Genomic DNA, 12,866 nt, shown 5'->3' with positions numbered 1-12,866 from the left:
GGTTGATCCGCGGTCGCGCGCGTCTGCGACGGTGTCGCAGGCGTCCGCATTTGACGCGCGCGGCGCCTGCGACGAAGAATCGGACGTTGTGCGGCGCGTGCCGCGGGGGAGAACCGACATGCAGCGACGCGAATTCCTGGCCTGGGGCACGATCGGATTCGGCAGTCTGCTGCTGCCTGGCGGCATCGGCCGCGTCATCGCCGCCGAGGAACTGGTGTCGACGCTCGACGTGGCGTTCAAGAAGCGGCTTGCGGATGTCGCACTGCAGACGGCCACCGGGGGTGGCGCGAGTTACTGCGACGTGCGGATCGGCCGCTACCTGCGGCAGTTCGTGATGACCCGCGAGGACAAGGTGGAGAACGTCGTCAACGGCGAATCCACCGGCGTCGGCATCCGCGTCATCGCCGATGGCGCCTGGGGCTTCGCGGCGACGCGCCAGCTCGATCCCGACGGCGTCGCCGACGCCGCCCGCCAGGCGCTGGCGATCGCCAAGGCCAATGCGCGCATCCAGTCGACGCCGGTGCAGCTGGCCCCGGTGCGCGGCGTCGGCGAGGTGTCCTGGCGCACGCCGATCGCGAAGAACGGCATGGAAGTGCCGGTCGGCGACAAGGTCGAGCTGCTGCTCGGCGTCAACGCCGCGGCGATGGGCGCGGGCGCGGACTTCGTCAGCTCGCGGCTGTTCCTCGTCAACGAGCAGAAGTATTTCGCCAGCACCGACGGCTCCTACATCGACCAGGACGTGCACCGGATCTGGGCGCCGTTCACCGTCACCGCGGTCGACAAGGCGACGGGCAAGTTCCGCACCCGCGACGGCCTGTCGTCGCCGATGGGCCTGGGCTACGAATACCTGACGCCGGATCCGGCGCAGCGCTTCGAGCTGCCCGGCGACGTCGTCGCCTACGGCCGCGCCTACGACATGCGCGCCGACGCGGTGGCCGCGGCGACGCAGGCGCGGCAGAAGCTGGCGGCGCCCTCGGTGCAACCGGGACGCTACGACCTGGTGCTGGATCCGTCGAACCTGTTCCTGACGATCCACGAGAACGTCGGCCATCCGCTGGAGCTCGACCGCGTGCTCGGCTACGAAGCCAACTACGCCGGCACGAGCTTCGCCACGCTCGACAAGCGCGACGAGCGCTTCCAGTGGGGCAGCGACATCGTCAATTTCTTCGCCGACAAGACCCAGCCGGGCAGCCTCGGTGCGGTCGGTTACGACGACGAAGGCGTGCCGTGCAAGCGCTGGGACCTGGTCAAGGACGGCGTGCTGGTCGATTATCAGGCCACGCGCGACCAGGCCCACATCCTCGGCAAGACCGAGTCCGACGGTTGCAGCTACGCCGATGCGTGGTCGAGCGTGCAGTTCCAGCGCATGCCCAACGTGTCGCTGGCGCCGGGCAGGACGCCGCTGACCGTGCGCGAGATGATCGGCGACGTGGAGCGCGGCATCTACATCCACGGCCGCGGTTCCTACTCCATCGACCAGCAGCGCTACAACGCGCAGTTCGGCGGCCAGCTGTACTACGAGATCAGGAATGGCGAGATCGCCGGCATGGTCGAGGACGCCGCCTACCAGATCCGCACGCCGGAGTTCTGGAACGCCTGCAGCGCGATCTGCGACGAACGCGATTTCCGCCTCGGCGGCTCGTTCTTCGACGGCAAGGGCCAGCCCACCACGCGCTTCGACGGGATCAACATCATCAACACGGCGCGCAACCTGGGGTGAGTCGCGGCGGTGCGTCGCGCCGCGTGGCGGCGATGCGACGTGCATCACCCACCCTGTGCCGAAAGTCATTTGACCTTGCGTGTGCATCGCGTCAAGAATCGGGATGGCCCGCACGGATGCGCTGCCGCCATTGCCAACCCGTCCGCGTGCCGCGGACCTTCGTTCCGGGAGAGCTCCCTTGCATAGACGCGATTTTCTCGCCCTCGCTGGTGTCGGTGCGGGCGGTCTTCGGCAAGGTGATTGCCGCCGAACAACTGACCTCCACGCTCGACGTGGGCTTCAAGAAGCGGCTCGCCGATGCCGGCCTCAACGCCGCCACCGCCGCGGGCGCCACCTATTGCGACGTCCGCGTCGGCCGTTACCTGCGGCAGTTCGTGATGACCCGCGAGGACAAGGTCCAGAACGTCGTCAGCACCGAATCGATCGGCGTCGGCGTGCGCGTCATCGCCGGCGGCGCCTGGGGCTTCGCCGCGACCAATACGCTGAGCGAGCAGGGCGTCGCGGACGCCGCACGCCAGGCGACCGCGATCGCGATGGCCAACGCGAAGGTCCAGACCGCACCGGTGCAGCTCGCCCCCGCGCGCGGCGTCGGCGAGGTGTCCTGGCGCACGCCGATCGCCAAGAACGCCATGGAAGTGCCGGTGGCCGAGAAGGTCGAGCTGCTGCTGGGCGTCAACGCCGCGGCGATGGGCGCGGGCGCGAGCTTCGTGAACTCCACGCTGTTCCTGGTCAACGAGCAGAAGTACTTCGCCAGCACCGACGGCTCCTACATCGACCAGGACGTGCACCGCATCTGGGCGCCGATGACGGTCACCGCGATCGACAAGGCCAGCGGCAAGTTCCGCACCCGCGAGGGCCTGTCCGCGCCGATGGGCATGGGCTTCGAATATCTCGACGGCGCGGCGTCGGGCAAGATCTCGCCCAACGGCGTCGTGAACTACAGCGACTCCTACGATATGCGCGAGGACGCCATCGCCGCGGCCCGCCAGGCGCAGGAAAAGCTCAAGGCCCCGACCGTCAAGCCCGGCCGCTACGACCTGGTGCTCGATCCCTCGCACACCTGGCTGACGATCCACGAGTCGATCGGCCATCCGCTCGAACTCGACCGCGTGCTCGGCTACGAAGCCAACTACGCCGGCACCAGCTTCGCCACGCTCGACAAGCGCGAGCAGCGCTTCCAGTACGGCAGCGACATCGTCACCGTGTTCGCCGACAAGGTGCAGCCCGGCAGTCTCGGCGCGGTGGGTTACGACGACGAGGGCATCCCGACCAAGCGCTGGGACATGATCACCGACGGCAAGCTGGTCGACTACCAGGCCACGCGCGACCAGGCGCACATCCTGGGCAAGACCGAGTCCGACGGCTGCAGCTACGCCGATTCCTGGTCCGCCGTGCAGTTCCAGCGCATGCCCAACGTCTCGCTGGCGCCGGGCAAGACGCCGCTCAGCGTCGCCGACATGATCAAGGACGTCGAGGACGGCATCTACATCGTCGGCGACGGATCGTTCTCGATCGACCAGCAGCGCTACAACGCGCAGTTCGGCGGCCAGCTGTTCTACGAGATCAAGAACGGCGCGATCACCGGCATGATCGAGGACGTCGCCTACCAGATCCGCACGCCGGAGTTCTGGAACGCCTGCGTCGGCGTCTGCGACGAGAGCGACTACCGCCTCGGCGGCTCGTTCTTCGACGGCAAGGGCCAGCCCAGCCAGGTCTCGGCGGTGTCGCACGGCTCGTCGACGGCGCGTTTCAACGGTATCAACGTGATCAACACCGCGCGTTCGCTCGGCTAAGGAGACCTGACCCATGACCATCTTCACCGAAGCACAGGCGCGCGAAATCCTCGAGAAGACCGTCGCCCTGTCGACCGCCGACGAATGCACGGCCACGCTGGCCGGCTCCGTTGACGGCAACATCCGGTTCGCGCTCAACAACGTCTCCACCAGCGGCATCGTCAGCAATGCCGAACTCGCCGTGCAGGTCGCGTTCGGCAAGCGCGTCGGCACCGCGAGCATCAACGCCTTCGACGACGCGTCGCTGCGGAACGTGGTCAAGCGCGCCGAAGACCTCGCACGCCTGGCGCCGGAGAATCCGGAGTTCCTGCCGGCGATCGGCAAGCAGGAATACCGGCCCAGCCCGACCTTCAGCGATTCCACCGCTGCGATCACGCCGGAATTCCGCGCGAACGTCGCGGCGAATTCGATCTCGCCGTGCAAGACCGAGCAGCTGATCGCCGCCGGTTTCCTCGATGACGGCCGCAACTTCGTCGCCTTCGCCAACAGCAACGGCAACTTCGGCTACCAGCAGGCGACCAACTTCAACTACACCTGCACGGTGCGCACCGAGGACGGCCGCGGTTCGGGCTGGGTCGGCCGCAACCTCAAGGACGCGAGCGAGTTCGACGCCGGCCGCGACGTGCGCATCGCGATGCGCAAGGCCAGCGAGTCGGCCGAAGCGCGCGCGCTGGAGCCGGGCAAGTACACGGTGATCCTGGAGCCGGCCGCGGCCGCGGGCCTGATCTCCTTCATGATGCGGTTCTTCGATGCGCGCACCGCCGACGAGGGCCGCAGCTTCCTGTCCAAGCGCGGCGGCGGCAACAAGCTCGGCGAGCAGGTCTACGACCCGCGCGTGAACATCGTCGCCGATCCGTGGCATCCGGAAGCGGCGGTCATGCCGTGGGACGGCGACGGCCTGCCGCGCGAGAAGATGGCGATCATCGAGGACGGCAAGATCGCCAACCTCGACTACTCGCGCTTCTGGGCGCAGCAGCAGGGCAAGCGGGCCGTCGGGCGTCCGGGCAACCTGCTGATGTCGGGCGGCGACAAGTCGACGGCCGATCTCATCGCCGGTACCGATCGCGGCATCCTGGTCACGCGCACCTGGTACATCCGCATGGTCGATCCGCAGACCGTGCTGTTGACCGGCCTGACCCGCGACGGCACGTTCTACATCGAGAACGGGCAGATCAAGCACCCGGTGAAGAATTTCCGCTTCAACGAGTCGCCGGTGATCATGCTCAACAACATCGACGAGCTGGGCCGTCCGGTCCGCGTGGGCGGCGACGAATCGTCGATGGTGATGATGCTGCCGCCGATGCGCCTGCGCGACTTCACGTTCACATCGCTGTCGGATGCGGTGTGACGGCAGCGGCGCCGGCTGATGTCTGCGTGGAGCGCCTTCGCCTGCTGACGGGGCGAAGGCGTTCGGCGCAGGGCAGGGCGGGAACCGCACGGTGAACCGGCGCCAGTCCCTGCAGTTGCTGCTCGGCGGCGCCGCGGCACTGGCGCTGCCGCCGCTGGCCGCGCAATCGGCCCGTTACGACTTCTGGTTCACCCGCCTGCGGTACGACTCGGGCGACTGGGACGTCGACGCGCGGATGCCGTCGAACGTGCTGACCTCGCTGGTGGACTACACCAGCCTGCGCGTCGACCCGGAAGAGCGGGTCGTCGCGCTGGCGGATCCGAAGATGCTGGCGGCGCCGTTCTGCTACCTCGCCGGCCACAAGCTGGTGGAGTTCAATCCGGCGGAGCGGCGCAACTTCGAGCGCTACGTGCGTAACGGCGGCTTCGTGTTCGTCGACGACTGCAACCACGACATCGACGGGCTGTTCGCCAAGTCGTTCGAGACGCAGATGGCGACGATCTTCGGCGCATCCGCGATGCGGAAACTGCCGAACTCGCATCCCGTCTACCGCAGCTTCTTCCAGTTTCCCGATGGCCCGCCGGCGACCAGCTTCGAGCTCAACGGCTGGGGCGACGATCTGGTCCACGATTACCTCAAGGGCATCGAGATCGACGGACGGCTCGCCGTGCTCTACAGCAACAAGGACTACGGCTGCGAGTGGGATTACGACTGGCGCAACAAACGCTTCCTCGCCGACGACAACACCAAATTCGCGGTCAACATCGTCATGTACGCGTTGACCGCCTGACCCGCCACTCCCCTGTAGGAGCGCGCCTGCGCGCGATGTCGTCCTCCTGGTCGTGCCGTTCGCGCGCCAGCGCGCTCCTACCTGCACCCACAGGATTCCCGCATGGCCCCCGCCCTCACCGAAGCCGAGCTGCAGACGCGGCTCGCCCGACTCGACGCCCTGCGCGCCGCCATCGGCCAGGCCGTCGTGGGCCAGGCGGACGTCGTCGAGCAGTTGCTGATCGGCCTGCTGGCCGGTGGCCACTGCCTGCTCGAAGGCGTGCCCGGTCTCGGCAAGACCCTGCTGGTGCGCACGCTGGGCCAGGCGCTGGACCTGCAGTTCCGGCGCGTGCAGTTCACGCCCGACCTGATGCCCAGCGACATCCTAGGCACGGAGCTGCTGGAAGAGGACCACGGCACCGGGCATCGCCACTTCCGCTTCCAGGAAGGGCCGGTGTTCACCAACCTGCTGCTGGCCGACGAGCTCAACCGCACGCCGCCCAAGACCCAGGCCGCGCTGCTGGAAGCGATGCAGGAGCGGACGGTCAGCCAGGCCGGCGTGACCCGGCCGCTGCCGTCGCCGTTCTTCGTGCTGGCGACACAGAATCCGATCGAGCAGGCCGGTACCTATCCGCTGCCCGAAGCGCAGCTCGACCGTTTCCTGCTGCACATCGCACTGGCCTATCCCGACGAAGCGGAAGAGCAGGCGATCCTCGCCCAGACCACCGGCAACGCGATCCCCGACGTGCCGCAGGTCATGCACGCCGAGGACGTGCTCGCGCTGCAGGCGCTGGTGCGCGACGTGCACGTCGGCGACGACCTGCTGCGCTGGATCACGCGCCTGGTGCGCGCGACGCGCCCCGGCGAGGGCGCGCCCGACGTGGTGCGCGACTACGTGCGCTGGGGCGCCGGTCCGCGCGCCGGCCAGTCGCTGGTACTCGCGTCGAAGGCGCGCGCGCTGCTGCACGGCCGCCTCGCCGCGACGCGCGAGGATGTCGCCGCACTGCTGGCGCCGGTACTGCGCCACCGGCTGCTGCTGTCGTTCGCGGCCGAGGCCGAGCGCAAGACGCCCGACACGGTGATCGCCGGCCTGCAGCAGGCCGTGCCGTTCGACGCGCGCTGATCCCGGCGCATGACGTCCGATCCGATCCCGCCGTCGTTGCGTGCCCGGCTGGGTGCGCTGCGCATCGTGCCGCGGCGTGCCGCCGGGCGCGGCGGGATCGGCCTGCACGCCAGCCGCAGCCGCGGCGCGGGGCTGGAATTCGCGCAGTACCGGGCCTACGAGCCCGGCGACGAGCCGCGCCAGATCGACTGGAAACTCTACGGCCGCAGCGACCGGTTCTTCGTCCGCGAGGCCGAGCGCGAGAGTCCGTTGCGGGTGTGGATCGTGCTCGACGCCAGCGCCTCGATGGCGCAGGCCGACGAGGCGCGCCCGGACTGGTCGCGGTTCGATGCCGCGCGCCAGCTGGCGGCCTGCATCGCGGAGATCGCGCTGCGCCAGGGCGATGCCTTCGGACTGGTCGCGCTGCACGACGCGGGCCTGCAGCTGGTGCCTGCCGATGGTGGCCTGCGCCAGCGCGACCGCCTCCGCCTGCAGTTGCAGGGCCTGACGCCGGGCCGCGCGTTTCCGACGACCGCACAGCTGTCACCGGTGTGGGAACGCATCGGCAGCGACGATCTGGTGCTCGCCATCGGCGATTGGTTCGACGAGGCCGCGGTCGCGCTGCTGGAACGCCTCGCGGCGGCGCGGCGCGAGGTCGTCGCGCTGCAGCTGCTGACCGTGGAGGAACGCGATTTCCCGTTCGCCGATGGACGCCGCTTCGTCGATCCCGAAACCGGAGAGTCGCTGCTGGGTGATGGGCCGGCCCTGCGCAAGGCGTACCTGCAGCGCTTCGGCGACGCGCAACGTGCCCTGCGCGCGCGCTTCGACGCCGCCGGCATCCGCTTCGCATCGGCCGCGCTCGATGTGGATGTCGACGCGGTGCTGCAACCGCTGTTCGGCGCTGATGCCATAGGCGGCGGCCGGTGAACCTCGCGCTGCTGCTGCCGCTCGGCCTGGCCGCGCTGCTGGCGTGGGCGATTCCGTTGCTGCTGCATCTCGCGCGCCGGACCGAGCAGCGGCCGACGTCGTTCGCGGCGCTGCGCTGGCTGCGCCAGAAACCGCGACCGCGCCGTCGCCTGCGTTTCGACGACTGGCCGCTGCTGCTGGTCCGCTTGCTGCTGCTGGCATTGCTGGCGCTGTGGCTGGCGCAGCCGGTACGTACGGGCGACGTGGCACCGGCGCACTGGGTTGCCGTGGTGCCGGGCGTCGATCCGGCCGCGGTGCCGTTCGTGGCGGATGACGACGTGGAACTGCGCTGGCTGGCGCCGGGATTCCCGATGCTCGACGTCGCACCGTCGTCGCCGGAGCTGGCGGCCGCGTCGGTGTCGAGCCTGCTGCGCCAGCTCGACGCGGAACTGCCGGCGAGCGCGCGGCTGACGGTCGTGACGCCGGCGGTGCTGGACGGCGTCGATGCGCGCCGCATCGCGTTGTCGCGTCTGGTCGACTGGCAGGTGCAGCCCGGCCCCGACGAGGCCGGGGACGCGGGCCCCGACCTGCGCGATCCCGCGCCGCCCGCGCTGCAGGTGCGGATCGACGACGCCCATGCCGCCGCATTGCCGTGGCTGCGCGCCGCGGCCATCGCGTGGCATGCAGCGCCCGACGCGGCGCCGGCCATCGCGAGTGCGCCCACGCAGGCGCCGCCGGCATCACAGGACGAGGTGCTGGTCTGGCTGCGCGCGGATGCCTTGCCGCCGCCGGTCGTCGACTGGATCGCGGCGGGCGGCACCGCGCTGCTGGCATCCGATACGCCGGTCGAGGCCGCGTCGGACATGCGCGATGTCTGGAACGACGCGGCCGGCCGTCCAGTGCTGCGTGCAAGCGTTCACGACGCCGGCCGCGTCTTCCGGTTCGCCCAGCCGCTGACCGCCGAGGCGATGCCGTCGCTGCTGTCGCCGGCGTTTCCGCGCGAGCTGCGCGCGCAGCTGCAACCCCTGCCGTCGCCGGCCCGCGTGCGCGCCGTCGACCACGCGCCGGACACCGGTGCGCGCGCCTACCCGACGCCGCCGCGCGACCTGCAGCCGTGGCTCGCGATCGCGATCGCGTTGCTGTGCCTGCTCGAACGCTGGATGGCGACGGCGCGTCGCCGGGTCGTGGCCTCGTGAGCGTCGCGCTGCAATTGCGCGATGCGCTGCGTCGTGCGCGCTGGCAGGCGATGGCGCATGTCGTCGCGCTCGGCGCGCCGCTGTTGCTGATCGTCGCCGCGCTGGCCCTCCGGTTCGCGACGCCGCCGATCGCCGGCGTGCTCGCGTGCGTGGTCGCGGTGGGTCTCGCGCTGGTCGCGCTCCTGCGCGCTCGTCGTTTCGACCGGGGCTGGTTGCTGCGCCGGCTCAACGACGGCCGCGACGACATGGACGACAGCGCCGACCTGCTGTTCGCCGACGCGCAGACCCTCGCGCCGCTGCAGCGGCTGCAACGCACGCGCCTGCTCGAACGCCTCGCGGCGCGTCGCCAGGCCCTGGCACCGACGCCGTGGCCGTGGCGCGCCGTCGGCATCGCCTGGGGACTGGGCGTGATCGTCTGCGCGGCCGCGCTGCTGTGGCCGACGTCCCGGCCGCAGGACGCTGCCGCGCGACGCGGCGCACCGGCGTCCGCAGGGACCGCGGCGGCGCCGCAGATCCTCGCGGCCACGCTGCAGGTGACGCCACCCGCGTACACCGGCCTGCCCGCGCGCGATGCCGATGCGCTGTCCGCGCAGGCGCCGGCCGGCAGTGCGCTGCGCTGGACGCTGCGGCTGTCGACGCCGCCCGAACGCGTGGAGCTGCGCTTCCACGATGGCGACACCGTCGCGCTGACCCGTGACGGCGACACCTGGACGACGTCGCGCCCGCTGACGCGTTCGACGCTGTACCGCATCGCGGTCGTCGTCGACGGCGCGGACCTGCCGGCGACCGACGACACCACGTCGCGACTGTGGCGACTCGACGCGATCCCCGATGCGCCGCCGCAGGTGCGGGTGCTGCAGCCGGAGGCCTCGTTGACGATGGCGACGCCGGGCCAACGGCGCTGGCTGCTGCGTTTCGAGGCGGAGGACGACCACGGCATCGCGACCGCCGCGACCGTGCAACTGACGCTGGCACTCGGCACCGGCGAGAACGTCACGTTCGAAGAGCGCAGCCTGCCGGTGCGCGGCAGCGGCGATGCGCGCGCCAGGCGCTTCGAGATCGTCGTCGATCCCGTCGCGCAGGGGCTGGCCGAAGGCGGCGATCTCGTCGCCCGGCTCGAGGTCCGCGACAACCGCGCGCCGCAACCGCAGGCCGCGCGCAGCCCCAGCGTGATCCTGCGCTGGGCCGCCCCGGTGCCGCCCGATGCCGACGGCCTCGAAGGCCTCGCGCGCGACGTGCTGCCGGCGTACTTCCGCAGCCAGCGCCAGGTGATCATCGACGCCGAGGCGCTGCAGCGCGAGAAGCCGGCGTTGGCCGCCGACACGTTCGCGACACGTTCCGACACCATCGGCGTCGACCAGCGCCTGCTGCGCCTGCGCTATGGCCAGTTCCTCGGCGAGGAAAGCGAGGGCGGCGGGCCGCGCACGCTGCCGACCGCCGATGCGGAGGCATCGCCGCCGATGCCGGCGCCGCCGCCGTTGCCGATCGACGATTACGGCCAGACGGACACGCCTGCGCCGACCGTTGAAGACGACGATCACGACCACGTCGACGAGGGGCCGGCGCCGCCCTCGCACGACGACCACGACCACGACGACGCGTCCGACGGCCCCGCGACCACGTTCGGCCGCGCCGAGGACGTGCTGGCCGAGTTCGGTCACACCCACGACCTGCCGGAGGCGGCGACGCTGCTCGACCCGCAAACCCGCGAGACCCTGCGCGCCGCGCTGCGCGAGATGTGGCAGTCCGAGCTGCACCTGCGCCAGGCCGCGCCCGACCAGGCGCTGCCCTATGCCAATCGCGCGCTGGAACTGATCAAACAGGTGCAGCAGGCCGATCGCATCTACCTGGCGCGCGTCGGCCAGAACCTGCCACCGATCGATCTGACCCGCCGCCTCGGCGGCGATCGCGAGGACATCGCGCCGCGACGTCCGCCGGACCGGTCCGGCAGCGAGGACGATGCGGCGCTGGATGTCGCGTGGACGGCGCTGGGTGAGCTGGCCCCGGTCGACGCATCGGCCGGGCAGTCCGCGCCCGATCTCGACGCGCTCGACGCCTGGCTGCGCGCGCATCCGGTGCGCGTCGAGGACCCGCTAGCGCTGGTCGCCGCGGTCGACGCGCTGCGCCGCGACCCGGCCTGCGCCGACTGCCGGCATGCACTGCGCGCCGCGTTGTGGAGCGTGCTGCGGCGCCCGGCGCCGACGGTGCTGCGGCGGGCGCCGATCGATGCGGCCGGCGCCCGCTATCTCGACGCGTTGCGCGCGGAGGCCGGTCCGTGACCCCCGAGCGCATCGTCGCCCTCGTGCTCGTCGCCGCGGTCTGCCTGGCCGCGCTGCGCCTGCTGGGCGGCGTGTGGCGCAGCGCCGCCGACACGCGGCCGCGCCTCTGGCGCGTGCTCGCGATCCTCGTTCTGCAGGCGATCGCCGCCGGGCTGCTGTATCTGACCCTGTTGCCGCCGCCGTTGCCGGGCGCGGCCGGCACCCTCGTCGTCGCGACCGCGGGCGCGACCCGCGCCGACCTCGACGCGGCAGCGGGCGCGCACGTCGTTGCGTTGCCCGAAGCCGGTGCACTGCCTGGCATCGCCACGGCGCCCGATCTGGCGACCGCACTGCGCCGCACCCCGCAGGCGAGGCGCGTGCAGGTGGTCGGCGCAGGCCTGGAGGCGCGCGATCGCGACGCGGTGGCCGGACGCGCGCTGGCGTTCGCGCCGACGGTGGCGCCGCGCGGCATCGTCGCGCTCGACGTGCCCGACGCGGTCGCGCCGGGCCAACGGTGGCGGGTGCGCGGACGTGTGACCGGCGTCGACGGTGCGCGCCTGGAACTGCGTGACCCTGCGGACCGGCGGGTCGCGGTCGGTGCGCCGGACGCCACCGGTGCCTTCATGCTCGACGCGACCGCTCGCATCGCCGGCGAGGCGCTGTATTCGCTACAGCTCCGCGACGGCGACGACGCGGTCGTCGAGCGCCTGCCGGTGCCGGTCCGGGCCGTGGCGCAGGCCGCGCCGCGCGTGCTGCTGGTCGCCTCGACGCCGAATCCGGATCTCAAGTACCTGCGGCGCTGGGCCGACGACGCGGGCCTGTCGGTCCGCCAGCGCATCGAGTTCGGCGGCGGCGCACGCATTGCCGACGCCGGCACCGCGATCGACCGCGCGACGCTCGCGGACCTGGATCTGGTCGTGTTCGATGCCGGCGCGTTCGGTGCGCTCGGCGCGTCGCAGCAGGCCGCCTTGCGCGAGGCCGTGGAGGCCGGACTCGGCGTGCTGGTGCATGCGCCCGGTGCACTGCCGGCCACCGTGCGCAGCCGGCTGCGTGCGCTCGGGCTCGACGTCACCGCCGCGGCCACGCCGCAGCTCCTGCAGCTGGATCCCGACAGCCGCGACGTGGCGACCCTGCGTGCGCGGCTCGGCGCCGGCAGCGACGACGCGCCCTTCGATCCGGCGCTCGCGAACGAGGCGCTGCCGGCGCTCGCCTATCGCCCGTTGCGCGGCGATGCCGCCGCGTTCGCAGAGCAGCGCGGGCCCGCCGATCTCGCGCGCTGGCGGGCGCGGGGGCGGGGGCGCATCGGCGTGACCGGTCTCGAGGACAGCTGGCAGCTCGTGACCGCCGGCCGCGGCGACGTGCACGCCGAGCTGTGGAGCGGCTGGGTCGGCACGCTGGCGCGCGCCGGCGATGGCGTGTCGGTGCAGGTGATGGGCGAGGCCCGACCCGGCGAGCGCGTGGTGCTGTGCCTCGTCGCGCTCGGCGACCAGGTGCTCGGGCCCGATGGCAGCGACGCGCACCTGCAGCTCGATCCACAGGCGGGTGCCGGTGCCTGCGCCGCGTACTGGCCCCGCGCGGCGGGCTGGCATCGCGTCGTCGACGGCGCCGGTGCGACCGCGCGTCCGTTCCACGTGCGGTCGTCGGACGAGGGCCTCGCGCTGCGCGACGACGCGATGCGCGCCGCGACCCTGGCGCTGGTCCGCAGCACGGGCGCCGCGCCGTCCGCGGACGCGGGTGCGGCGCCGACGCGGCGGGGATCGCCCTGGCCCTGGTTC

At 71.7% G+C, this 12,866-nt stretch carries 8 protein-coding genes and 1 pseudogene; all 9 read left to right on the top strand.

The annotated features are described in order from the left end of the window. Positions 1–118: 118 nt before the first annotated feature. The gene (locus CJ022_RS01675) at positions 119–1,720 is read left to right on the top strand and encodes a TldD/PmbA family protein (RefSeq protein WP_199171405.1); all 1,602 of its coding nucleotides are present in this window, start codon (positions 119–121) and stop codon (positions 1,718–1,720) included. 178 nt (positions 1,721–1,898) lie between these two features. Beyond that, a pseudogene (locus tag CJ022_RS01670) lies at positions 1,899–3,513 on the top strand (TldD/PmbA family protein). A gap of 13 nt (positions 3,514–3,526) precedes the next feature. Beyond that, positions 3,527–4,861 (top strand): TldD/PmbA family protein, encoded by a 1,335-nt coding sequence (locus CJ022_RS01665; RefSeq protein WP_101924977.1) that lies wholly within the window; start codon positions 3,527–3,529, stop codon positions 4,859–4,861. A gap of 91 nt (positions 4,862–4,952) precedes the next feature. Further along, positions 4,953–5,651, top strand: coding sequence for a DUF4159 domain-containing protein (locus CJ022_RS01660; protein WP_101924976.1), 699 nt, complete (start codon positions 4,953–4,955; stop codon positions 5,649–5,651). Between the two features lie 102 nt (positions 5,652–5,753). Beyond that, the gene (locus CJ022_RS01655; protein ID WP_101924975.1) at positions 5,754–6,752 is read left to right on the top strand and encodes an AAA family ATPase; all 999 of its coding nucleotides are present in this window, start codon (positions 5,754–5,756) and stop codon (positions 6,750–6,752) included. Positions 6,753–6,761: 9 nt separating this feature from the next. Continuing rightward, the gene (locus CJ022_RS01650) at positions 6,762–7,658 is read left to right on the top strand and encodes a DUF58 domain-containing protein (RefSeq protein WP_101924974.1); all 897 of its coding nucleotides are present in this window, start codon (positions 6,762–6,764) and stop codon (positions 7,656–7,658) included. Beyond that, positions 7,655–8,833: a BatA domain-containing protein gene (locus CJ022_RS01645; protein ID WP_101924973.1), complete on the top strand. Its 1,179-nt coding sequence runs from the start codon at positions 7,655–7,657 to the stop codon at positions 8,831–8,833. The genes CJ022_RS01650 and CJ022_RS01645 overlap by 4 nt, the downstream gene beginning before the upstream one ends. A 50-nt stretch (positions 8,834–8,883) precedes the next feature. Then, positions 8,884–11,112, top strand: coding sequence for a hypothetical protein (locus tag CJ022_RS01640; RefSeq protein ID WP_101925077.1), 2,229 nt, complete (start codon positions 8,884–8,886; stop codon positions 11,110–11,112). Beyond that, positions 11,109–12,866, top strand: a 1,758-nt coding sequence (locus CJ022_RS01635) for a hypothetical protein (protein ID WP_101924972.1), incomplete at its 3' end; no start/stop codon positions are given. The genes CJ022_RS01640 and CJ022_RS01635, both read left to right, overlap by 4 nt.

It is taken from the genome of Luteimonas rhizosphaerae, from assembly GCF_002849595.1.
Classification (GTDB): domain Bacteria; phylum Pseudomonadota; class Gammaproteobacteria; order Xanthomonadales; family Xanthomonadaceae; genus Luteimonas; species Luteimonas cellulosilyticus.
Note: the sequence above shows the minus strand (reverse complement) of the source record. Positions and strands in the feature narration are given on the sequence as shown.